This window comes from Billgrantia desiderata, from assembly GCF_900108215.1.
Classification (GTDB): Bacteria; Pseudomonadota; Gammaproteobacteria; order Pseudomonadales; family Halomonadaceae; genus Halomonas; species Halomonas desiderata.
On sequence record NZ_FNVC01000008.1, the window covers coordinates 1 to 22,487 of the forward strand.

Here is a 22,487-nt window from a genome sequence, read left to right on the forward strand (position 1 = left end):
CGGCGGGGGGTGCCGTCAAGCAGAGCGCCGGCCAGACCATGCTCACCCCGGGCATCCACGACGCCTACGAGCAGGGTGTGAAGCGGCTCTCATCCAACGGCAAGGTACGCGAAGCGGCCCGCGGCCAGGTCGGCGAGAGCGCCCATGCCTGTCAGGCCGGACTGTTCGTCACCACCGCCCAGGACTTCCTCGCCGAGCCCGAGCTGCAGGAAGAAGTGTTCGGCGCCACCTCGCTGGTGATCGAGTGCGCCGACACGAGCGAGATGCAACGCGTTGCGGCCCACCTGGAAGGCCAGCTCACCGCCACCCTGCAGATGGACGACGGCGATCTCGACGCCGCCAGGCAGCTGCTGCCGATCCTCGAACGCAAGGCGGGGCGGATCCTCGCCAACGGCTGGCCCACCGGGGTCGAGGTGTGTCACGCCATGGTCCACGGCGGCCCGTTTCCGGCCACCTCGGATTCCCGCACCACCTCGGTGGGCAGCGCGGCGATTCATCGCTTCCTGCGCCCGGTGTGCTACCAGGCATTGCCGCAGGGCCTGCTGCCCGAACCGCTGCGCGACGGCAACCCCTGGGGCGTGACACGCCTGGTCGACGGCAAACGCGAGGCATGAGACGTGAACGACGACAACACAACCGCTTATCTTCCCCAGGACCTGGACCGAGCCCTACTGGTGGGACGCGTCTGGCGTGAGGATGGCCCGGCCCTGGTGGCGGTTCGCCAGGGCGAGGTGATCGACATCTCCACTCAGTGCGACTGCATGGCCGACCTGCTCGACCGTGGCGATGCCGCCGACTTCGCCCGCAGCGTCGAAGGCGAATCCCTGGGCTCCGTCACGGCCCTGCTGCAGAACTCCCTGGCCGAGCCGCAGGTCGCCCCTTACCTGCTCGCCCCCTGCGACGTGCAGGCGATCAAGGCCTGCGGCGTGACCTTTGCCGTGAGCCTGCTGGAGCGGGTGATCGAGGAGCAGGCCGGCGGCGACGCCGCCAAGGCCAGCCAGCTGCGTGCCGAGCTCAAGGAAATGATCGGCCAGGACCTGTCGCGCATCGCCCCGGGCTCCGACGAGGCCATGGCGCTGAAGACGGCGCTGCAGGCCCGTGGCGCCTGGTCCCAGTACATGGAGGTGGGGCTCGGCCCCGACGCCGAGGTGTTCACCAAGGCGCAGCCGTTCTCGTCGGTGGGCTTCGGTGCCCGCGTGGGCCTGCATCCGGCTTCGAAGTGGAACAATCCCGAGCCGGAGATCGTGCTGGCGGTGGACGCCAGGGGCGAAGCCAAGGGCGCCACCCTGGGCAACGACGTCAACCTGCGCGACATCGAGGGCCGCAGCGCCCTGCTGCTGGGCAAGGCCAAGGACAACAACGCCTCCTGCGCCATCGGTCCGTTCATCCGCCTGTTCGACCGGGACTTCACCCTCGACAGCGTACGCCAGGCCCAGGTGACGCTGCGTATCGAGGGCGAGGATGACGACTTCCTGCTCGAAGGCGAGAGCGACATGCGCGAGATCAGCCGCGACCCGCTGGACCTGGTACGCCAGACCGTCGGCGCCCACCACCAGTATCCGGACGGCTTCATGCTGTTCCTCGGCACCATGTTCTCGCCGATCCAGGACCGCGACGGCGAGGGCCAGGGCTTTACCCACCACATCGGCGACCGGGTGACCATCGCCACCCCGGCGCTGGGTGCGCTGGTCAACCGAGTCGACCGCTCCGACGAGCTGCCGCCCTGGACCTACGGCATCCGCCAGTGGCGAGCCCATCGCCGCTAGGCTTTGCCCGAAAAGTGCCAACGCACTGGCAGGGCGGCACGCCCCGCCAGTGCGACCTAGGCCGCATTGCCGGTATGTTGAACATATGGCACTTTGCGAGGCAGATCATCGACATGAGCCGCCATGACCGCAACGTCGCCCAAGCGCACGGCCAGGCCCGCCCGCCCCAGCGTGGCGGAATACCTCGCCGAAGCCATCTTTTCCGGGCGTTACCAGCCCGGTGACTTCGTGCCCAAGGAGATCGACCTCTGCGAGCAGTTCGCCATCAACCGTTCGGCGGTGAGAAGCGACCTGCGCCAGCTGGTCGACGTGGGCATCATCGCGCGAATCTCCGGTCACGGTTCCAAGGTGCGCGACTACGAGGAGTGGAACATCCTCGATCCCGCGGTGACTGCCTGGATGACCCGCTACGCCTCCCCCAACCCGCGCATCCAGCGCGAGATCCTCGCCTTCCGCCTGGACGTCGAGCCCTACGTGGCGATGATGGCGGCACGGCGCGCCAAGGCGCTCGACCTGGTGGCCATCGAGACGGCGCTGGAGGGCATGAGCCGCCATCTCCATGCCGAGAGTGCAGAGGAGCGGCAGCGCTACAGCGAGCACGACGTCGCCTTCCATGTGGCCATCTTCAAGGCCAGCCACAACATCGTCTGGGCGCAGCTCTCGCATATCCTGCGCCCCTCGATCCATCTGCTGGTGGAAACCTCCAACGACAGTACCGCCGATCCCGCGGCCAGCTTAGAGCGCCACCGCCGGGTGATGGAGGAGATTCGCGCCCGCCGGCCTCGCGAGGCCTTCCTGGCCGCCCGGGAGGTGCTGCGGGGCACCGCCGAGGCGCTGGGCATCGAGCCGGGAGACAGCACGCTGGGCAGCTGGCTGGAGTTGAACCAGGCGACGGACTAGGCGGAAAACATGGGCGAGGCCAGCCCTCGCACTCCCGGGGCCACGCGGAACAGGCTGCCCGCCAACGCCTCCTGATCGCGGCCATCGGCGGCGGTGGTGATGTAGAGCTGGTCCAGCTCGGGCCCGCCGAAGGCGCAGGAGGTCACCCGCGAGGCGGGCAGGAGCAGGGTCTCGTCCAGGGTGCCGTCGGGCAGGAAGCGGCTGACACGGCCGCCGCCCCAATGGGCGACCCACAGGCCGCCCTCGACGTCGCAGGTCATGCCGTCCGGATAACCCTGGGCACCGTGGAAGCGCAGGTGCTCGCGCCTGCCGGTCAGCTCGCCGTCCGCCGCAAGCTCGTAGGCGTAGACGATACCGGCCGCCGTATCGCTGTGATAGAGCGTCCTGCCGTCGGGGCTCACGGCGGGCCCGTTGGCGACCCCGTAGCCATGATCGACCCGGCGCAGGCCTGCACCATCGAGGCGATAGAGGGCGCCCTGCCCCGGCTCACCGCTCTCTTGCTCATTCTCGCTCATCGAACCGAACCAGAGCCGCCCAAGGGTATCCACTGCCGCGTCGTTGAAGCGGTTGCCCGCCGGCTCCTCGGGCGTGACCCAGTCATCGACGATGCGCGGCCCGTGCTCTTCGAGGCGCAGGTGCACCAGCCGCGAGGCGAGCCCGGCGATGAAGCCGTCGCCGTCGGCACGGGGCACCAGCCAGCAGCATGCTTCCTCGAGCGGCCAGCCGCGGGTCGTGCCGCTGGCAAAGTCATGCACGTACAGCGCGCGCCGCAGGATATCGACGAACAGCAGCCGGCCCGCTTCGCCCTGCCCGGGGCACCACAGCGGCCCTCCGCCCAGTTGCGCCCTGCCCCGCCATATGCGCTGGATCATCGCCCCTTCCACCAGGCGTCGCTCACCCGCCAGTCGCATCAATGGGAGTGCCTCGGCACGTCGGCCCCGCGCGAACCCCGCAGGAAGTCGAAATCGCAGCCCTCGTCGGCCTGCAGCACTCGCTCGATGTAGAGCTGGCGATAGCCGCCGTCGCTGGCGATCCGGCGCGACTCGGCGGTGGGATCGCGTTCGGCCAGGCGTGCCTCGAGCTCGGCATCGTCGACCTCCAGGTGCAGCGTGCCGGCATCGCAGTCGAGCTCGATCCAGTCGCCGTCGCGCACCGCGGCGAGCGGCCCGCCGGCGGCGGACTCGGGCGCTACGTGCAGCACCACGGTGCCGTAGGCGGTACCGCTCATGCGCGCATCGGAGATGCGTACCATGTCGGTCACGCCCTGCTCGAGCAGCTTCGCCGGCAGCCCCATGTTGCCCACCTCGGCCATGCCGTGGTAGCCGCGCGGGCCGCAGTTCTTCATCACCAGGACGCTGCTGGCATCCACCTCCAGATCAGGGTCGTTGATGCGCGCCTTGTAGTCGTCGAAGTCCTCGAATACCACTGCCCGGCCGCGATGAATCATCAGCTCGGGGCTCGCCGCCGAGGGCTTGAGCACCGCCCCGCGCGGCGCCAGGTTGCCGCGCAGCACGCACATGCCGCCATCCTCACGCAGAGGCCGCTCCAGCGGGCGAATCACCTCGTCGTTGTAGAGCGGAGCCTCCTTGACGTTGTCCCACAGGGTCCTGCCGTTGACCGTCAGCGCCTCCCTGTGCGGCAGGCGGTCGGCCTCACCCAACCGACGCAGCACCGCCGGCAGACCGCCGGCATAGTAGAACTCCTCCATCAGGAAGCGCCCCGAAGGCTGCAGGTCGACGAGGGTCGGCGTACCGCGGCCGATGCGACTCCAGTCGTCGAGATCGAGCTCGACGCCGATGCGCCCGGCAATCGCCTTGAGGTGGATCACCGCATTGGTCGAGCCGCCGATGGCGGCGTTGGTGCGAATGGCGTTCTCGAAGGCCTGACGGGTGAGCACCTTGGAGAGCCGCAGGTCCTCCTCGACCATCTCGACGATGCGGTTGCCGGAGAGGTGCGCCAGCACGTAGCGCCGCGCATCCACCGCGGGAATTGCCGCGTTGTGCGGCAACGAGGTACCCAGCGCCTCGGCCATGCAGGCCATGGTCGAGGCCGTGCCCATGGTGTTGCAGGTGCCTGCCGAGCGCGACATGCCGGCCTCGGCGGACATGAACTCGTGAATCGAGATCTTGCCCGCCTTGACCTGCTCGGAGAGCTGCCAGACCACGGTGCCCGAGCCGATGTCCCGCCCCTCGTGCTTGCCGTTGAGCATCGGCCCGCCGCTGACCACGATGGTGGGGATGTCGCAGCTCGCCGCGCCCATCAGCAGCGCCGGAGTGGTCTTGTCGCAGCCCACCAGCAGTACCACGGCGTCCAGCGGGTTGCCGCGGATCGACTCCTCCACGTCCATGCTCGCCAGGTTGCGGGTGAACATGGCCGTGGGCCGCAACAGCGACTCGCCGTTGGAGAACACCGGGAACTCCACCGGAAAACCGCCCGCCTCCAGCACCCCCTTCTTGACGTGCTCGGCCAGCTTGCGGAAGTGCGCGTTGCAGGGCGTGAGCTCCGACCAGGTATTGCAGATGCCGATGATCGGCTTGCCCTCGAACTCATGGTCCGGGATACCCTGGTTCTTCATCCAGCTGCGGTACATGAAGCCGTTCTTGTCGGCGCTGCCGAACCACTGGGCACTACGCAAGGGACGCTTGCGGTCGGTCATACGAGGTCTCCTGAAACCGAAGGATCACGCACGCTGGCGTCGGGTCTGCTTCCAGCGGTCGAACATCACCGCCAGCAGCAGGATCGCGCCGCGTACCAGGTACTGATAGAAAGTGGGCACGTTGAGCAACCCCATGGCGTTCTGCACGCAGCCCATGATCAGCACGCCCACCAGCACGCCAGTGATGGTGGCCACACCGCCGGAAAGCGCCACGCCGCCCAGCACGCAGGCCGAGATCACCGCCAGCTCCAGGCCCATCGAGGTGTTGGGATCGCCCAGCCCCATGCGCGAGGCGAGCAGCACCCCGGCGATGCCGGCCACCACCCCCTGCAGGCCGAAGACGATGACCTTGAGCCGGCGCACGTTGACCCCGGCCAGGGCTGCCGCCTCGGCGTTGCCGCCGGTGGCCAGCACGTTGCGCCCGAAGGCGGTCATGTTGAGCAGTACGCCGAAGATCACGAAGCAGGCGATCATGGTCCACACCGGCAGGGTCAGGCCGAGGAAGGCAGCGCTGCCCAGGTCGAAGAACTCGGGCACGGTGATCATCACCGCGTCGCCGCGGGAGGTGATGTAGGCCAGACCGCGCACGAACTCCATCGAAGCGAGCGTGGCAATCAACGAATTGATGCCGAACTTCGCCACCACGAAGCCGTTGAAGGCCCCTACCGCGCCCCCGGCGAGCACGCCACCGAGCACGCCGATCGCCACGCTGCCCGAGGTCGAGGTGACCACGGCGGCGACGACGCCGGCGAAAGCGACGATGGAGGCCACCGAGAGATCGACCTCGCCCAGCGCCAGTACCATCATCATGGTGGTGGCGATGGTGCCGATCAGGGTGATCGAGAGCAGCAGCCCCACCATGTTGCGCCCGGTGAGAAAGCCGGGGATGAACACGGCCAGCGCCACGAACAGGATCACGAAGATGGCGATCAGGCCGGAGGTGTCGAGCAGGGTGCGCAGGGGCTTGGGCAGCCCCCGGCGCGGCGGAGCGGCAGCCACGCTACCGCCCCGCCCGGCAAATTTGTGGGTTGTCATGGCGTCTCTCTCTGTCGTTGATGTTGTCGGGCGAGTCGTCAGGCGGGCAGGGCCAGCCCCAGCAGGCGTTCCTGGGTGGCCTCGTGGCGCGGCACGACCTCGACCAGGGCGCCGTCGCGCATGACGCCGATGCGGTCGCAGATCGAACTCACTTCGGCCAGGTCGCTGGAGATCACCACGACGCTCTTGCCCTGTTCGGTCAGGTCGAAGAGCAGGGTGTAGATGTCGCGGCGCGCGCCCACGTCGATGCCGCGGGTCGGCTCGTCGACCACGAACAGCTCGATCTTCTCGGCCAGCCAGCGTGCCAGGATCACCTTCTGCTGGTTGCCGCCCGAGAGCGTGCCGATGGCCGTGCGCGGGCCCGGGGTCTTGATGCTGAGCCGCTGGATGTACGCCTCGGCGTTGGCGCGCTCGCGACGGGTGTCGCGCAGCACACCCCAGCGCCTGAAGAAGCGCCGACAGCTGATGTTGAGGTTGTCGACGACGCTGGCCACCGGGAAGATGCCCTGGGACTTGCGATCCTCGGGGCACATGGCGATCCCCATGCGGATCGCCTCGCCGGGGCTGGCGAAGCGCCGCGCCTGGCCCTGGAAGCGCACCTCGCCCGCGCTGGCCCTCTCGGCGCCGCACACCAGCCGCATCAGCTCGCTGCGCCCCGCGCCGACCAGACCGAACAGGCCGAACACTTCGCCACGCCTCACCTCGAAGCTCACCGGCGCCTTCAGCCCCCGCCCCTCGATGGCGTCGATCTCCAGGATCACCTCGCCCCGCTCTCGCTCGCGGTAGCCGTAGACGTCCTCGATATCGCGGCCGACCATCTCGCTGACCAGGGTGTCGTGATCCAGGGCGGCGAGGCTGGCATGGGTGCGGATGTGCTTGCCGTCACGAAATACGGTGACTGCGTCGCACATGTCGAAGACCTCCTCCATGCGGTGGGTGACGTAGAGCACCACACGGCCCTCTTCGCGCAGCCGGGAGATGATGCGCTTGAGCTGACGCGTCTCCTGAACGGACAGGCTGCTGGTGGGCTCATCGAAGGCGATGATGCGGGCGTTGCGCAGCAGCGCGCGGCCGATCTCGATCATCTGCTGCTGGCCGATGGAGAGTTCGCGCACCTTGGTCGAGGGGTGAATGTCGCCCTCGCCGAGATCGGCAAGGATCGCCAGCGCCCGCTCACGCAGCTGGCGGCGCTTGATGAAGCCATGGCGGGTGGGCAACTGGCCCAGCAGCAGGTTCTCGGCCACCGTCATGTTCGGCGACAGGGTCAGCTCCTGGTAGATGATGGCGATGCCCTGAGCCAGCGCCTCGCGGGCGTTGGCGAACACGTGGCGCTCGCCGTCGATCCACAGCGCCCCTTCGCTGGGATGGTTGACCCCGCTGAGCACCTTGAGCAGCGTCGACTTGCCGGCGCCGTTCTCGCCCATCAGCGCATGCACCTGGCCGGCATGGGCACCGAAGCTGACCCCGTCCAGCGCTCGCACGCCGGGAAAGACCATGCTGATGCCGTCGAAGCGGAGATAGGGTTCGGTCATGGCGTTCTCCCGCTCGCATGGGCCGTCACGTTCACAGCCCGAGTTCGGCGCGCACGTCCTGCCAGTTGTCGCGCGTCATCAGGGTACCGGTGGTTTCGGTGTTGGCCGGCGGCTCCACGTCTTCGGTGATCCAGCGATAGAGGTTCTCCGCCGTCTGGCGCCCGTGCTGGGTGGAGCTCACCGCCACGGTGCCGTGAAAGCCGGTCGGGTTGCTGCGCGAGAACTCGGCGAAGGCCGCCCCGGAACCGTTGATGCCCACGCCGATCACGTCGGTGGCGCCGAGGCCGTACTGCTCGGTGGCACGCACACCGCCCAGCACGCTCTCCTCGTTGAGGGCGTAGATGATCCAGTGCTCGAACTCGCTGCGCTGGGAGAGCACGGGCGAAGCGGCAGAGAAGGCGCTGTTGGTATCGGTGCTCTGCTGCGGGGCATCGAAGATGTTGGCCTCGGGGAAGCCCCACTCGAGCAGCACGTCGCTGGCGCCGTCGGTACGCTCCCGGGCGGTGGGCAGTTCGTTGTTGGTGATGCGCAGCGCGGCGACCTGCTGCGGATCCCAGCCGCGCGCCTCGATCTCTGCGGCTAGCGCCTCGCCCACCTGGCGGCCGATCTGGTAGCCGGACATGCCCAGGTGAGGCACGCCTTCGAGCGGTTCGCCGCTGCCGTCGACGAACTGATCGTCGACCGTGATTACCTTCATGCCGTACTGATTGGCGCGGTTCATGACGGCCGGCCCCAGGCGCACATCGGGCGGACAGATGACGAAGCCCTGAGCGCCCTGGGAGTAGAGGTTATCGATGGCGCTGAGCACCTCCTGGCCATCTCTGCCGGCCAGGCGCACCACGCGGAAGCCGAGCTCCTCGCCGCGTTCGGCGGCGGCCCGCTGCTCATTGATGAACCAGGCCTGCTCGGGCTGCTTGACGATGAAACCGATGCGCACGTCGTCCTGGGCCTGGGCGCCGCCCAGCGTTGCCAGAGCCAGGGCGCCACCCAGCGCCAGTCGGGAAAGCGTGGTAGTGATTGGCATGTGTCGTCTCCTGCTGCGGAGGATTGTTGTTGTTGCCGCGACGGGGGTGTCGCAGGTACAGCCGCTACAGTAGACAGGCCTGACATAACCAACCAATATCCTTCATGCGAAGAATCGATATACAAATGGGTATCGACAGGCGAAGCGGAGAGTCACCATGCGCCCCCTGGATGACGACTGGTTCCTTCAGGCACGACTAAAGTTGCGCCATCTCCAGCTCTTTCTCGTCCTCGACGAGCAGCGCAACCTGCATCGCGCGGCGGCACAGCTGGGCATCAGCCAGCCCGCCGCCTCGAAGCTGCTGGGGGATGTCGAAGCCCAGTTGGGGATCAGGCTGTTCGATCGGCACCCCCGCGGTCTCGACCCGAACTGGTACGGGGAAGTGATGGTCCGGCACGCGCAGACCATGCTCTCTGAGCTGCACAACGCCGGTGAGGAGCTCAACGCCCTGTGCCAGGGCAATGCCGGCAAGGTGGCCATCGGCACCGTGATGGCACCGGCGGTGACGCTGCTGGCCAGCGCCATCGAGCGGGTGCACCGCAGCCATCCCAGGCTCAAGGTCAGCGTCGAGGTCGACGTCAGCAAGCGGCTGGTGCCGAGGCTGCTGGAGGGCGAGCTCGATTTCGCCATTACGCGGATACCGGCCGGCTTTTCGTCCGAGCCCTTCGTGTTCGAGGAAATCGGCGAGGAGGAGATCTGCTTCGTCTGCCGCGAGGGCCATCCGCTCACGGGCGCCGACCCGCTGATGCTCGAGGCCATGGCCGTCTATCCGTGGGCGCTGCAGCCCCAGGGGGCGCTGATGCGCCAGCGGGTCGACGCACTGTTCCTCTACCACGCCGTCGAACCTCCGGCGCAGGTCGTCGACACCACCGACATCCTGGTGGCGCTGGCCCTGATCGACCGCTCGGATACGATCACGGCCATGACGCGTCAGGTCGCCGATCTGCTGTGCGCCCCGACGCGCTTTCGCATCCTGCCGTTCCATCAACGCCTCAGCGTGCAGCCGTTCGGCCTGGTGAGCCTGCGGCGTCGACGCCTATCCCCGGGAGCGGCGACCCTCATGACCATGCTGCGGGAGCTGATCGGGCACCAACGCCAGCAGGGTCTGCTGTAGTTCACTCGATAAAGGGCTCGGTCGGCTCGCGCCAGGCGGAGAGACAGGCGTCCGCCACATGGCGCAGCGGCGCCAGATCGACGTCGCTGCGTCGCTGTCGGATCAGTTCGGCGAACCTGGCATAGAGATTCGGGTATTCGCGCTCCTCGGCGTCGAGCAGGCAGCGGCCATCGAGCTCCAACCGGCAGCCTCCCCGCAGCAGGCTGAGCCGCCCCGCCTCGGTCTCCACGTGAATGCTCCAGATCGGCGGGCTCGGCTGGCGGAAGTCGAAATCGGCCACGATGGGCGTGCCCTCGGCGTCGCTGAAGGTCAGCGCCGCGGCGATGGGCGCCTGGCAGTTGCTCGGGATCCACAGCCGCGCATCGCGCAGGAAAAAGGCCCGCGGCAGTATCGTGGTGGCGATCGACAGCGCATTGATGCCGGGGTCGAACACCCCCATGCCGGCCGGCTCCCAGATCCACGCCTGGCCCGGGTGCCACACCCGCACGTCTTCACGCCAGTCGATCTCGACCCGCTGAATGCGCCGCTCGCGCAGCCAGTCGCGAGCCTCCGCCACGGCCGGGGCGAAGCGCGAATGCCAGGCCGCAAACAGGGTGCCGCCATGACGCTCGGCCAGCTCGACCAGCTCCTCCACCTCGCTCAGGGTCGCGCCGGGCGGCTTCTCCAGCAGCACGCTCCTGCCCCGCTCGAGGGCAATGCGCGCCTGCGAATAGCGCAGATGCGTCGGCGTGCAGATGGCCACCGCCTCCAGCTCGGGATGCGCTTCGAGCATCTCCGTCAGGCTGGCATAGCCGGGCATCGACGCGAGGCGCGCGCGGGGGTCCGCCGTCGCCAGCAGGCGGAAGTCGCGGCTCTCGGCCAGGGCCGGCAGATGCTGGTCGCGGACGATCTTGCCGGCCCCGACCAGGCCTAGTGTGATGACGGTCATGGTGTCTCCTTCTACTGGCTCTGCGCTTCCCTTGCGTCAGCGCGATTGGAGATAGCGATACGAAAGTATAAATTGAACATTGGAATTTATATGTTGAACATACAATCCTTGCCTACCCTTGGCCAGCCATCGAGGCGACACCCCCAGGAGAGCTGCACCATGCGTCTGATTCAATGCGAGCATCGGGGCCGGGTCCATGCCGCCCGGGTCGAAAGCGACCGGGTGGTTCGCCTGCTCGATGCCGATACCTACACCCTCGCCCGCCGCGCCCTCACCGCGGGGCAGTCGCTGGCGGCAGCCGTCGAGGCGGCGCTCACCGACACCCGCCTCGACTATCCTCAGCTGATCGAGGAAAAGCGCCTGCTGCCGCCATTGACCCACCCCGACCCGGCGCACTGCCTGGTCACCGGCACCGGCCTCACTCACCTGGGCAGCGCCGATACCCGCGATGCCATGCATGCCAAGGCTCAGGTCGATGACGCAGCCCTGACCGATTCGATGCGCATGTTCAAGCTCGGTGTGGAAGGGGGCAAGCCCGCCCCCGGCGAGACCGGCGCCCAGTCGGAGTGGTTCTACAAGGGCGACGGCGGCTGTGTCGTCGCCCCGGAGGCCGCGATTCCCGTGCCGTACTTCGCCGAGGATGCCGGCGAGGAGCCGGAGCTTGCCGGGCTCTACGTGATCGACGACGACGGCCAGCCCTGGCGGGTGGGCTACGCGCTGGGCAACGAGTTCTCCGATCACGTCACCGAGCGCTTCAACTACCTGTGGCTGGCTCACTCCAAGCTGCGCGCCTGCAGCTTCGGCCCCGAGCTGCTGGTCGGCGAGCTGCCAACGCACCTGGAAGGCACCAGCCGCGTCGTGCGCGGCAACGAGACCGTGTGGGAGAAGCCCTTCCTCACCGGCGAGGCCAACATGGCCCACAGCCTGGCCAACCTGGAGCATCACCACTTCAAATACCCAAACTTTCGGCGCCCCGGCGACGTCCACGTGCACTTCTTCGGCACCGCCACGCTGAGTTTCGCCGACGGCATCCAGACCCGGGACGGCGACCGCTTCGAGATCAGCCTTCCCGAATTTGGCAGGCCACTACGCAATCCGCTGCGCTTCGAGTCAGCCAGGCGTGCCACCGTAGTGAAAGCGCTCTGAGCGGCCGGCCGACGCCGCGCGCACCATGGCCGTGATCGATTGGTCTGAGCATAAAAAAACCCAGGCCGGTACCCGGCCTGGGTGTCGTGCGTCTCAGCTGCCGTAGCGGCCGAGGGTGCGATCAAGCGCTGGTGCGACGACGCACCGGTGCATCGCCGTCTTCACGGCGACGGCGCGGGGCACGCTCGGGGGCACCGCTGTCTTCGCTGATCTCCAGCGCACGGCCGGCGACGCGGGCGCGGGCCATCTTGGCCAGGATGCTGGGCGGCAGCGAACTCGGCAGTTCCACCACCGAGAAGGCGTTGCGAATGTCGATACGACCGATCCGCGAACCTTCGATGCCCCCCTCGTTGGCCAGGGCGCCGACCAGTTGGCCCGGCTTGACGCCGTCCTTGTGACCGACGGCGACGCGATAACGGGTCATGCCCTCGCTCGGGCCACGGTCGCGACGCGGCGGCTTGCCGTCGCGCGGGGCACGCTCACCCCGGTCGGCCCTTTCCTTGCGCGGCGCCTGCAGGCGACCGATGGGGGCCTCGTCGGCACGTGCCAGAGCGGCAAAGGCGCAGGCCAGCTCGATCGGATCGTGACCTTCCGCCACCAGCCGCTCGACCAGCGCGCGCTGCTCGTCGGCACCGGCGGTCAGCATGCCGATGACACGCTGATGGAACACCTCGTCGCGATGGGCGCGAATCGCGGCCTCGTCGGGCACTTCCATTTCGGTCATGCGCTGGCCGGTGGCCTGCTCGATCCAGCCCACCTTGCGGCCTTCACGGAAGCCGACGAAGGTGATCGATATGCCGGTACGCCCTGCCCGACCGGTACGACCGATACGGTGGGTATAGGCTTCGCTGTCCTGGGGCAGGTCATAGTTGAAGACGTGGGTGATACGCGGCACGTCGAGGCCGCGGGCAGCCACGTCGGTAGCGATCAGCACGTCGACCTTGCCGCGCTTGAGGCGTTGAATGGTGCGCTCGCGCAGGCTCTGATCCAGGTCGCCGGAGAGGCTGGCCACGTTCACGCCTCGGGCGGAGAGCTGCTCCATCAGCGTGGTGCAGGCAGCACGGGTGCGCACGAAGACGATGGCGGCATCTACCTCTTCGACCTCGAGGATACGCGCCAGCGCTTCCAGCTTGGCACCGCCGTCGACGCGTACCAGGCGCTGCTCGATATTCTCACCAGTGGTGGTGCGCGACTCGATGGCGACCTTGACCGGATCGACCAGGTAGCGGTTGACGATGCGCTCGATCTCGGCCGGCAGGGTGGCGGAGAAGAACACCCGCTGAGCGTCCTTGGGGGTATCGGCGACCACGCGCTTGACGTCGTCGATGAAGCCCATGCGCAGCATCTCGTCGGCTTCGTCCAGCACCAGGGCGGAGAGACCGTCGAGCTTGAGGCTGCCGCGGTCGAGGTGATCGATCACCCGGCCCGGCGTACCCACGACCACCTGGGCACCGCGCTTCAGCGCGCCCAGCTGTTCACGATATTCCTGACCACCGCACAGGGTGGCCACTTCCAGACCCTGCAGGTTCTGGCCGTACTTGGTGAAGGAGACGGCCACCTGCTGGGCCAGCTCCCGGGTCGGTGCCAGCACCAGCACCTGGGGCTCGCGGCGAGTCAGCTCGAGCCGCGACAGCAGCGGCAGCGCAAAGGCTGCCGTCTTGCCGGTACCGGTCTGCGCCTGGCCCAGCATGTCACGACCTTCCAGCAGGGCCGGAATGGTCTGTGTTTGAATCGGTGAAGGAGTTTCGTAACCCAGTGTTTCGACAGCGGCGAGAACGGCAGGCAGCAGAGCAAGATCGCCGAAGCTCGGCGAGGCGACAGAAGTCGAGGTCATCAATCACACCTTGGTAGGCCGGCACTCGCCGGCAAATCACATTGAGGCATCCCCGACCGCTCTTGGCAGGTCGGTGGCTCTGTCATCACGGGCCGATACGGCCTGGACAGGGCGGATCACGTTATCGTGGGACGCCGGTCGCACCTGGCATCCGGTTCGCGCCAGAGGGCGGGAACCGCTGTGGCGACCTTTTTGCGCCGATGTCGCCCGGTTGGCGGCATCCTGTAGCGCTCCATCTTCACATCTCGGACGTTGCAGCAGTTGCTGTCGGTCTCGGTGATTGCCTCTCGAACGCGTGGCGCTCGGAGCGAATCGTCATGATGGCGGGGTCAGCACATGCGAGGAGCGCGCATGCTAACATCAAGACTGGTTTCCTGACCAGTACTTTCAACGCTGCGCTCACACAGAACCTTCATTTGACTTCGAGGAGCCCTGCCGCATGCCCACGCTTTGGGTCGATGCCGATGCCTGCCCCAAGGTAGCGCGCGAGATCATCGTTCGCGCCGCCGAGCGCACCACCACGCCCACCTGGTTCGTGGCCAACCACTCGATCCCGCTGCCGCCCTCGAAGTGGGTCAAGTCGCTGTCGGTGAGTCATGGCTTCGACGCCGCCGACAACGAGATCGTGGCGCGCCTCGCCGCAGGGGATCTGCTGATCAGCTCCGACCTGCCGCTGGCCATGGAGGCCATCGACAAGGGCGCCGCGGTGATGACCACCCGCGGCGAGATGCTCGACAAGAACAACATTCGCGCCAAGGTACAGCTGCGCGATTTCATGGAAACGATGCGCTCCAGCGGCGAACACACCGGCGGGCCCAAGGGCTACAGCGACGGTGACCGGCGCGAGTTCGCCAACGCCCTGGACCGCTGGCTGGCCAAGAACCGTTAAGCCTTCTCGCGAATGCCCTGCCCCGGCAACCGCTCGCGGTCGTGGGGCCGGTCGAAGTCGAGCAGCGGCCCCTTGGGCACGATGCGGGTCGGATTGATGGTGTCGTGACTGTAATAGTAGTGGCGCTTGATGTGCTCCAGGCTCACCGTCTCGGCCACGCCCGGCCACTGGTACAGCTCACGCAGGTAGTTCGAGAGGCTGGGGTAGTCCTCGATGCGGCGGAAGTTGCACTTGAAGTGGCCATAGTAGACCGCATCGAAACGTACCAGGGTGGTGAACAGGCGGATGTCGGCCTCAGTGAGCCACTCCCCGGCCAGATAACGGTGCTCGGTCAGCCGTCTTTCGACCCGGTCGAGCGCCTCGAACAGGGCCGTGACGTGCTTCTCGTAGACCGCCTGCTCAGTGGCGAAGCCCGACTTGTAGACCCCGTTGTTGATGTGGTCGTAGACGTCATCGTTGATCGCATCGATGGTCTCGCGCAGGTCGAGGGGATAGAAGTCGAGACGGTTGCCGGTCAGGTCATCGAAGGCATCGTTGAACATCCGCACCAGCTCGGCCGACTCGTTGTTGACGATGCGCCGCTCGTGCTTGTCCCACAGCACCGGCACCGTGACCCGGCCGGTATAGCGGGAATCGGTCAGCGTGTAGAGTTCGCGATGATAGTCGACGCCGTTGACCGGATCGCCGCTGGCGCCTTCGTCCTCGTGATAGGTCCAGCCCTGGTCGAGCATCAGCGGGCTGACCCAGGAAACTCCGATCAGGTCGTCCAGCCCCTTGAGCTTGCGCATGATCAGGGTGCGATGCGCCCAAGGGCAGGCCAGCGAGACATAGAGGTGAAAGCGCCCCGCCTCGGCCGGCACGGCACGCTGGCCTTCGGGGCCAGGGCTGCCGTCACGCGTGACCCAGTCGCGCAGCTTGGCGGATTCGCGCACGAACTCGCCGCCGTGTTTCTTGGTGTCGTACCACTGGTCGTGCCACTTGCCGTCGATCAGCAGGCCCATATCGTTCTCCGTAAACAGATTTTGCTAGCCAGAGTAAACCGCTCAGCCCTACGCTCAAGCGCAGTTTTTGCGTTTCATGCAACGAAAATTCCGAACGGTCACATTCGGCTCGCACATTCACTGGCCACGGCTTCCTTGAGTGCCTGCGCCATGGCACGGGTGGCGGGGCCGGCCCGGTCCCGGTCGCGGAAGATCATCTGCATGGGCACCTCGCGAACGCCACCGGCCGCAAGCGGCAGCGGCCGCAGCACGCCACTCTCCAGATCAGCGTAGATGCGGGTCTCGGGCAGCCAAGCAAAACCCAGGCCACGCCGTACCATGTCGATGGAGGTTTCGAGGTGACTTACCGTCCAGCGCTGCTCGGCCTTGAGCCAGCCGGCATCCATCGACTGGCGCAGCGCCGAGTCGCGCACCACCAGCTGACGATGCCGCTGCAGGTCGCGCAGATCGAGCTGCCGCTCGAGCCCATGCAGTTCATGATCGTGATGCGCCACCGCGACGAAACGTACGGTGACCAGTGGCTCGCCGAGAAACCCTTGGGCCGCCAGCCCCGATATGGCGATATCGGCACGGCCGTCGTAGAGCATCTCGATGCCGCCGTTGAGCACCGTTTCGTGGAGCTGCACACGGACATAGGGATAAGCGGCGGAAAAGCGGCTCAGCGCCACCGCCAGCGCATCGTTGGGAAAGATCTGATCGATCGACAGTACCACTTCGGCCTCGAGGCCTTCGGAGAGCCGGCCGGCCACGTCCTCCAGTGCTTCGGCGCTCTCGATCAGTTGGCGCGCCCGGCGCAGCAGCAGCTCCCCCGCATCGGTCAGCCGCACCTGTCGTCCCATGGGCTCCAGCACCTTGACGCCGAGCTGCTGCTCCAGCTTGTGCACGGCATGATTGAGCGTGGAGGGGCTCTTGTGGACCACCTCGGCGGCACGAGCGAAGCCGCCGTGATCGACCACCGCCGCGAGCATCTGCCACTGAGCCAGGGTGACGCGAGACATATTCGACTTCCTCGAACGAAAAGTGCGAAACGTTGCGATTAATCTTCGAAAAAAACGGCCTAAAATACCAGTCATATCCATCATTGGAGATTGCCAGTCATGGCCACCAGCCCCAGCTCCCGGCGCATCGAGCGCCTGTTTCACAGCCACCCCAGCCAAGATGGCGACGGGGTCCACATCCAGCGTATCCACTGTTTCGACGGCGAGCTCGACCCTTTCCTGATGCTCGACGAGCTCGGCTCCGACCGCCCCGACGATTACATCGGCGGCTTCCCGCCGCATCCGCACCGCGGCATTCAGACGCTGACCTATATCGTGCATGGCGGTATCACTCACGAAGATCACCTGGGGCACAGCAGCACCATCCAGGCCGGCGATGCGCAGTGGATGCACACCGGGCGCGGCATCGTGCACTCGGAAATGCCGCTCACCGACAGCCAGGGGCTGCATGGGTTTCAGCTGTGGCTCAACCTTCCGGCGCAGGAGAAGATGAGTGCGGCGCGCTATCGCGACGTGCGTAGCGACGAAATGCCGCGCCTGCTGAAGGAGAAGGCGGAGTTGATTGCCCTCGGTGGCAGTTGGTCGACGCCGGAAGGCGAGAGCGTGTCAGGCCCCCTGGACGCCCTGGCGGGAAATGGCGGCGTGGCCCATGTCCGACTCGAAGCCGGCGGCCAGCTGGCACTCGCGGCGCCGAGCGAGACGCTGGCCGTTTATGTCTTCGAGGGCGCCCTGCAGATCGAAGGAGAAAGCGTTGGCGCCGGTCAGTTGGCCAGGCTGAGCCCCGGGGAGTCGCTGGTGCTTGCCAGCCCGACGGGCGCCCAGTGCCTGCTGCTGGCGGGCACGCCACACCGCGAGCCGATCGCGCATTACGGCCCGTTCGTGATGAACAGCGCCCAAGAGATCGAACAGGCCCTGCGCGATTACCGCAACGGCACCTTCACCGACTGAACAGTCGGTTCAGTAAAAGTTACCTAAAGGGGGTTGTCTTCCTTCTTTTCTTCACGTTCAATGCAAATTGTTGAACAGTGTTCGACAACACTTGACGGCCCGGGGTCTCGCCAGTGAGGCGCCGGGGCGCACCTTGCTGTATGCACGTACAGTCTATGCAGGCCATATATCATGGGTTAAGGTTCCCATGCCTTTTTATATTCTTGTCATCTTTTTTTATGGCCGATACCAATGTTGCGAATCCTTCATTCGCTGCCCCGCACGCATAAGTTGTTGCTGCTACCCGTTGCCACCATGGTGACCGTGCTGGGCGCGCAAAAGATCGTTACCGTCGTAGAGAATTCCCAGCGTCAGGGTCAGGTTCCCGAAACCGTGCTGTTCCCCCTGTCGCCCGAGGCTCAACCAGGCCTCCCCGCACTCAACAGTGATCGTTACTCTGTCGCCGATGCCATCGAGATCGCCACTCAGGCCATCGATGCCACCCGAGAATACATCCCGCTTTCCCAGCTCAAGCCGACCGAGATCATCGACCTTTCCGGGGTCGCTATGGCCCAGGCCGAACAGGCGCCACAGCCCACACCCGTCAGGGCCGCTGCCGAGCTCGATACCGCCACCACGCCTGCTGACGGCGGTATCGAACTGACAACGGAACTCGATCCTGGCGCACTGCACATCGCCATGGTGATCGGCACCTTGGCCAGCGGCATGCTCGACGACATTCATACCGATGACGAGGCGCTTGCCGCCACGGATGCCTCCTCCTTCGACGATGCCACCTCCTATGAAGATTATCCTGACGAAGAGCTGGCGCTGTTCGAGGACGGCCCGATCCTCTTCGATCATGAGATCGCTGCCGCCGAGCCCTTCGTGCCGGAGTGGCGTACCTATACCGTAGAGCAGGGCGACACCTTCGCCGTGCTGGCACAGAACGAACTGGGCCTGGGCTACAGCGAGGCCATGCGCCTGCTCGACAGCCTGCCGGACAAGCGCCTGCTGACCCATTGGCGGGTCGGCAACACCTTCGAATATCAGCTCGACGAGCAGGACCGCCTGCTGGCCTTGCGGGTGATGCGCAATGCGCGGGAAGGTTTTCTGCTCGAGCGCGACGAGGACGGTTTCGACGTTGCCACCATCGAGCGTGCCGGCGAGGCCACGCAGCGTCTGTTCGCCGGCAGCGTGAGCGGCAGCTTTGCGCGTTCCGCTCAGTCCACCGGCCTCTCCAGCACCGAGGTGGCCCAGGTCACACGGCTGCTGGAGAAGAAACTCGATTTCCGGCGCGACACTCGCCGCGGCGATGAATTCAAGGTGCTGGTCGAATCCGACATCATCGACGGCAGCAGCTTCGACTCCCGCGTGCTGGCAATCCAGTACACCGGGGCGCGCATGGATCTGACCCTGGTACGTAACAGCGACGACAACAACTTCTACACGCCGGATGGCCAGAGCCTCGACCCCGCTTTCGCACGCTACCCCTTCGAGGGTAGCTATCGCATGAGCTCGGGGTTCAATCCGCGCCGCACTCATCCGGTCACCGGGCGAGTCAGCCCGCACCGCGGCACCGACTGGGCCATGCCCATCGGCACACCGATCATCGCACCGGCCGACGGTCGCGTGGAAAAGGTGGGCAACCACCCGGTGGCGGGCCGCTACGTGGTGGTCCGTCATGACAACGGTTATCGCACGCGCTACCTCCACCTGTCTCGCGCCATCGTGAGCCGCGGCGACCGCGTTTCCATGGGCGAGCGCATCGCGCTGTCGGGCAATACCGGTCGCAGCACTGGCCCTCACCTGCACTACGAGGTGATCGTCAACAACAACGCCGTAGATGCCATGAAGGTCGATCTGCCTGAAAGCAAGAGCCTGGAAGGCGAACGTCTGATGGCCTTCCAGCGCCAGGCCGAGCCGCTGCTCGCCACGCTGCGCTCCGGCCAGACCGGTACGGCAGTGGCACAGGCCAGCACCAGCGCCGAGCGCGACGACGATTGACCCGGTATCGTCGACGATGCACGCCAAACGACGCCCTGCCCAAGCGCAGGGCGTCGTTCATTGAACATCTCTCCCAGGCCGTCTTCAGCTAACCCATGCGCCGCGCCATTCCAGCCCCGCCGCCAGCCAGTGGCAATCGCCTGACCGCCTTCTTCGGCGTGTTCCGCTACAGCCGCCGCGCACTGGCCCTGGTATGGCAAACCTCCCGCCCTCTCACTCTGGGGCTGGCAGTCTGCACCCTGGTTGCCGGCGTGCTGCCGGCAGTGGCGGCCTGGATCGGCCAGCTGATCGTCGATGCCGTGGTCGAGGCCATGGCCTATCACCGCGAGACCGGCGCCACCCTCACCTTCGAGAGCGCCTGGCCGGTACTGCGCTACGTGCTGGCGGAAGCCGGCGTCATCGCCGCCATCGCCCTGGCCCAGCGCGGCCTGTCGGCCCAGCAGTCACTGCTGCGGGCGCTGCTGGGCCAGAAGGTCAATGTCATGATCCTGGAGAAGGCAGGCACCCTGTCGCTTGCCCAGTTCGAGGACTCCGAGTTCTACGACAAGCTCACCCGGGCGCGCCGTGAGGCTTCGATCCGCCCGCTGGGGCTGGTCAACAAGACCTTCTCGCTGCTGCAGAACGCCATCTCGCTGGTCAGCTTCGGCGTGCTGCTGGTGCAGTTCTCGCCCTGGGCCATCCTGATCCTGGTGCTCGGTGCCCTGCCGGTGTTCGTCTCCGAGGCCAAGTTCTCCGGCGACGCCTTCCGCCTGTTCCGCTGGCGCTCACCCCAGACCCGCATGCAGATGTACCTGGAAACCGTGTTGGCCCGGGAGGACAGCATCAAGGAGGTCAAGCTGTTCGGCCTGGAGCCGCTGCTGCTGGAGCGCTATCGCAAGATCTTCGACACCCTCTACGGCGAGGATCGTCGCCTGACCATTCGCCGCGAGAGCTGGGGCTTTCTGCTCGGCCTGCTCGGCACGCTGGCCTTCTACGGCGCCTATGCCTGGGTAGTAGCGGAAACGATCTCCGGCACGCTGACCCTGGGCGAGATGACCATGTACCTGATGGTGTTCAAGCAGGGCCAGGCGGCGCTCTCGGCCAGCCTCACCTCGATCAGCGGCATGTACGAGGACAACCTCTACCTGTCGAATCTCTATGAGTACCTGGAACAGCCGGTGACGCCCGAACCCGGCCGCCTCACCCAGGGCGACCGCCCCGGCGACGGCATTCGCTTCGAGCGGGTGGGATTCACCTACCCCGGCGCCGAGCGGCCGGCGCTGCAAGACATCACGCTGCATCTCGCGCCCGGGCAAAGCCTGGCGCTGGTGGGCGCCAACGGTTCGGGCAAGACCACGCTGATCAAGCTGCTGACACGACTCTACGAACCCAGCGAAGGCCGCATCCTGCTCGACGGCAGCGACCTGCGCGAATGGGACGTGGCGACCCTGCGCCGGCGCATCGGCGTGATCTTCCAGGATTTCGTGCGTTACCAGCTCAAGGTGGGCGAGAACCTCGGCGCCGGCGACGTCGAGGCCTTCGGTGACGAAGCGCGCTGGCAGGAGGCGGCCGAGCGCGGCCTGGCCGATGAGTTCATCCGCCACATGCCCGGCGGCTATCACACCCAGCTCGGCCGCTGGTTCAAGGGTGGCCAGGAGCTCTCCGGCGGCCAGTGGCAGAAGATCGCCCTGGCGCGGGCCTACATGCGCGAGAGCGCCGACATCCTGGTGCTCGACGAACCCACCGCGGCCATGGACGCTGCCGCCGAAGCGGCCGTCTACGCCGATTTCCGCGAGCACCGCCGCGACAAGATGACTATCCTCATCTCGCACCGCTTCTCCACCGTGCGTGCCGCCGATCAGATCCTCGTTGTCGACGACGGCAAGGTCATCGAGCGTGGCGACCACGCCAGCCTGATGGCACAGAACGGCCGCTATGCCAGGCTTTTCCGGCTGCAGGCGGAAGGCTATCGCTAGGGAAACACTGCACAAATGCCTGCGCGAGCGAATCACTGCGTTGCGCGGTGCTCGGAATCCTCACATATACCCCATATGCTCCGGTTCCTGTGCTCCGTGCGCCTTGTGCTTCATCTCGCTCGTCGATTTGTTCAGCGCTTCCCTAGAAAAACCCTCCCTGTATCCGTTGACGCTTGTTGAGCGATTGTCTATAAGAAAAGAGTCGCATCGTCGATGCGGCACAATCCATCGTTCATTACCCATCGAGAAGCGTTCCTCATGCGCTGGCTACTTCCAGGCAACAAGGCAAATCGGCAACATCGCGTAGGCATTAACGCGATGCGTACCCGTTTGCTGCTGCCGTGGGCCGGCCGTCGAAACGACGACACCTGAAGGACGCTGGCCGCGGCACTTGTCGCGGCCAAGCCTGGATAGCATTTTTCCCACCCGTCGCGCACAAGTTCCCGGCCTCCACTCAAGGAGACCGAGATCATGGCACTACTTCGCACTACCCGTCGTCTGCTGCGCGCCGTGAGCGCCCACTACGCCAACCGTCGCCGCGATGCCCTGCTACGCGACTGCGACCCACGCATGCTCAAGGACATCGGCCTGCGCTGGGAGCGCGGCAAGCTGGTACCGACCAACCCGGAACGCATCGCCTCCGCCAAGAGTGACGTCGTCGCGATTTCCGGCGCTGCCACCGCTGCAAGCGAAAGCCCTCGCGTGGTCTGTCCGCGCTGCGGGGCACGCCTGGCTTAGCCATGCCCCGGCCACAGGACGTGGCCGGGGCTTTCTT

19 protein-coding genes are annotated in these 22,487 nt (G+C 66.4%); 10 read left to right on the top strand and 9 right to left on the bottom strand.

Translation table 11 applies throughout. From position 1 onward, the window contains the following. The 3 genes from C4S71_RS09245 to C4S71_RS09255 all read left to right on the top strand — a co-directional run. Positions 1 to 614: aldehyde dehydrogenase family protein (locus C4S71_RS09245; protein WP_479688560.1), on the top strand; the 614-nt coding region annotated here is incomplete at its 5' end. Between the two features lie 3 nt (positions 615 to 617). Further along, complete coding sequence (locus C4S71_RS09250) at positions 618 to 1,766, top strand: fumarylacetoacetate hydrolase family protein (protein ID WP_103968952.1); 1,149 nt, start codon at positions 618 to 620, stop codon at positions 1,764 to 1,766. Positions 1,767 to 1,889: 123 nt separating this feature from the next. Further along, on the top strand, positions 1,890 to 2,666 hold the full coding sequence (locus tag C4S71_RS09255; protein ID WP_103968953.1) for a FadR/GntR family transcriptional regulator: 777 nt from the start codon (positions 1,890 to 1,892) through the stop codon (positions 2,664 to 2,666). Here the strand turns inward: C4S71_RS09255 and C4S71_RS09260 are convergent. The 5 genes from C4S71_RS09260 to C4S71_RS09280 are packed head-to-tail and all read right to left on the bottom strand — an operon-like array spanning position 2,663 to position 8,913. Beyond that, on the bottom strand, positions 2,663 to 3,538 hold the full coding sequence (locus C4S71_RS09260; protein ID WP_235014282.1) for an SMP-30/gluconolactonase/LRE family protein: 876 nt from the start codon (positions 3,536 to 3,538) through the stop codon (positions 2,663 to 2,665). The two genes, C4S71_RS09255 and C4S71_RS09260, sit on opposite strands and share 4 nt — an antisense overlap. A gap of 38 nt (positions 3,539 to 3,576) precedes the next feature. Next, positions 3,577 to 5,322, bottom strand: coding sequence for an IlvD/Edd family dehydratase (locus tag C4S71_RS09265; RefSeq protein ID WP_086510991.1), 1,746 nt, complete (start codon positions 5,320 to 5,322; stop codon positions 3,577 to 3,579). 24 nt (positions 5,323 to 5,346) lie between these two features. Continuing rightward, positions 5,347 to 6,357, bottom strand: a complete 1,011-nt coding sequence (araH, locus tag C4S71_RS09270; protein ID WP_103968955.1) for an L-arabinose ABC transporter permease AraH — start codon at positions 6,355 to 6,357, stop codon at positions 5,347 to 5,349. A 38-nt stretch (positions 6,358 to 6,395) separates the two neighbouring features. After that, positions 6,396 to 7,889 (bottom strand): L-arabinose ABC transporter ATP-binding protein AraG, encoded by a 1,494-nt coding sequence (araG, locus tag C4S71_RS09275; RefSeq protein WP_103968956.1) that lies wholly within the window; start codon positions 7,887 to 7,889, stop codon positions 6,396 to 6,398. A 31-nt stretch (positions 7,890 to 7,920) separates the two neighbouring features. Next, a complete protein-coding gene (locus tag C4S71_RS09280; protein WP_086510988.1) occupies positions 7,921 to 8,913 on the bottom strand; it encodes an arabinose ABC transporter substrate-binding protein in 993 nt (330 codons plus the stop codon). A gap of 157 nt (positions 8,914 to 9,070) precedes the next feature. Between C4S71_RS09280 and C4S71_RS09285 the strand changes: the two genes are divergently transcribed. Then, positions 9,071 to 10,027, top strand: a complete 957-nt coding sequence (locus tag C4S71_RS09285) for a LysR family transcriptional regulator (RefSeq protein ID WP_103968957.1) — start codon at positions 9,071 to 9,073, stop codon at positions 10,025 to 10,027. 1 nt (position 10,028) lies between these two features. On the opposite strand, the gene C4S71_RS09290 is transcribed toward C4S71_RS09285, so the two are convergent. After that, complete coding sequence (locus C4S71_RS09290) at positions 10,029 to 10,955, bottom strand: Gfo/Idh/MocA family protein (protein ID WP_086510986.1); 927 nt, start codon at positions 10,953 to 10,955, stop codon at positions 10,029 to 10,031. A 159-nt stretch (positions 10,956 to 11,114) separates the two neighbouring features. On the opposite strand from C4S71_RS09290, the gene araD1 reads away from it, so the two are divergent. Further along, positions 11,115 to 12,101, top strand: a complete 987-nt coding sequence (gene araD1, locus C4S71_RS09295; protein WP_103968958.1) for an AraD1 family protein — start codon at positions 11,115 to 11,117, stop codon at positions 12,099 to 12,101. A gap of 121 nt (positions 12,102 to 12,222) precedes the next feature. Here araD1 and C4S71_RS09300 read toward each other — a convergent pair whose 3' ends face one another. After that, complete coding sequence (locus C4S71_RS09300; RefSeq protein ID WP_103968959.1) at positions 12,223 to 13,935, bottom strand: DEAD/DEAH box helicase; 1,713 nt, start codon at positions 13,933 to 13,935, stop codon at positions 12,223 to 12,225. Positions 13,936 to 14,374: 439 nt separating this feature from the next. Between C4S71_RS09300 and C4S71_RS09305 the strand changes: the two genes are divergently transcribed. Continuing rightward, entirely contained in the window at positions 14,375 to 14,824 is a 450-nt protein-coding gene (locus C4S71_RS09305; protein ID WP_103968960.1) for a YaiI/YqxD family protein, read from the top strand. Here C4S71_RS09305 and C4S71_RS09310 read toward each other — a convergent pair. Together C4S71_RS09310 and C4S71_RS09315 are read right to left on the bottom strand one after the other, a co-directional pair. Then, on the bottom strand, positions 14,821 to 15,825 hold the full coding sequence (locus tag C4S71_RS09310) for a glutathione S-transferase family protein (RefSeq protein WP_103968961.1): 1,005 nt from the start codon (positions 15,823 to 15,825) through the stop codon (positions 14,821 to 14,823). The two genes, C4S71_RS09305 and C4S71_RS09310, sit on opposite strands and share 4 nt — an antisense overlap. 98 nt (positions 15,826 to 15,923) lie before the next feature. Then, positions 15,924 to 16,823, bottom strand: a complete 900-nt coding sequence (locus tag C4S71_RS09315; RefSeq protein ID WP_086510981.1) for a LysR family transcriptional regulator — start codon at positions 16,821 to 16,823, stop codon at positions 15,924 to 15,926. A gap of 99 nt (positions 16,824 to 16,922) precedes the next feature. Here C4S71_RS09315 and C4S71_RS09320 point away from each other — a divergent pair, with 99 nt between their 5' ends. From C4S71_RS09320 to C4S71_RS09335, 4 genes are all read left to right on the top strand, one after another. Beyond that, a complete protein-coding gene (locus tag C4S71_RS09320; RefSeq protein ID WP_103968962.1) occupies positions 16,923 to 17,771 on the top strand; it encodes a pirin family protein in 849 nt (282 codons plus the stop codon). A 231-nt stretch (positions 17,772 to 18,002) separates the two neighbouring features. Next, positions 18,003 to 19,757, top strand: coding sequence for a peptidoglycan DD-metalloendopeptidase family protein (locus C4S71_RS09325; RefSeq protein WP_103968963.1), 1,755 nt, complete (start codon positions 18,003 to 18,005; stop codon positions 19,755 to 19,757). A 95-nt stretch (positions 19,758 to 19,852) separates the two neighbouring features. Continuing rightward, positions 19,853 to 21,712, top strand: coding sequence for an ABC transporter ATP-binding protein (locus C4S71_RS09330; protein WP_103968964.1), 1,860 nt, complete (start codon positions 19,853 to 19,855; stop codon positions 21,710 to 21,712). A 471-nt stretch (positions 21,713 to 22,183) separates the two neighbouring features. Continuing rightward, positions 22,184 to 22,450, top strand: coding sequence for a hypothetical protein (locus C4S71_RS09335; RefSeq protein ID WP_103968965.1), 267 nt, complete (start codon positions 22,184 to 22,186; stop codon positions 22,448 to 22,450). Positions 22,451 to 22,487: the final 37 nt, after the last annotated feature.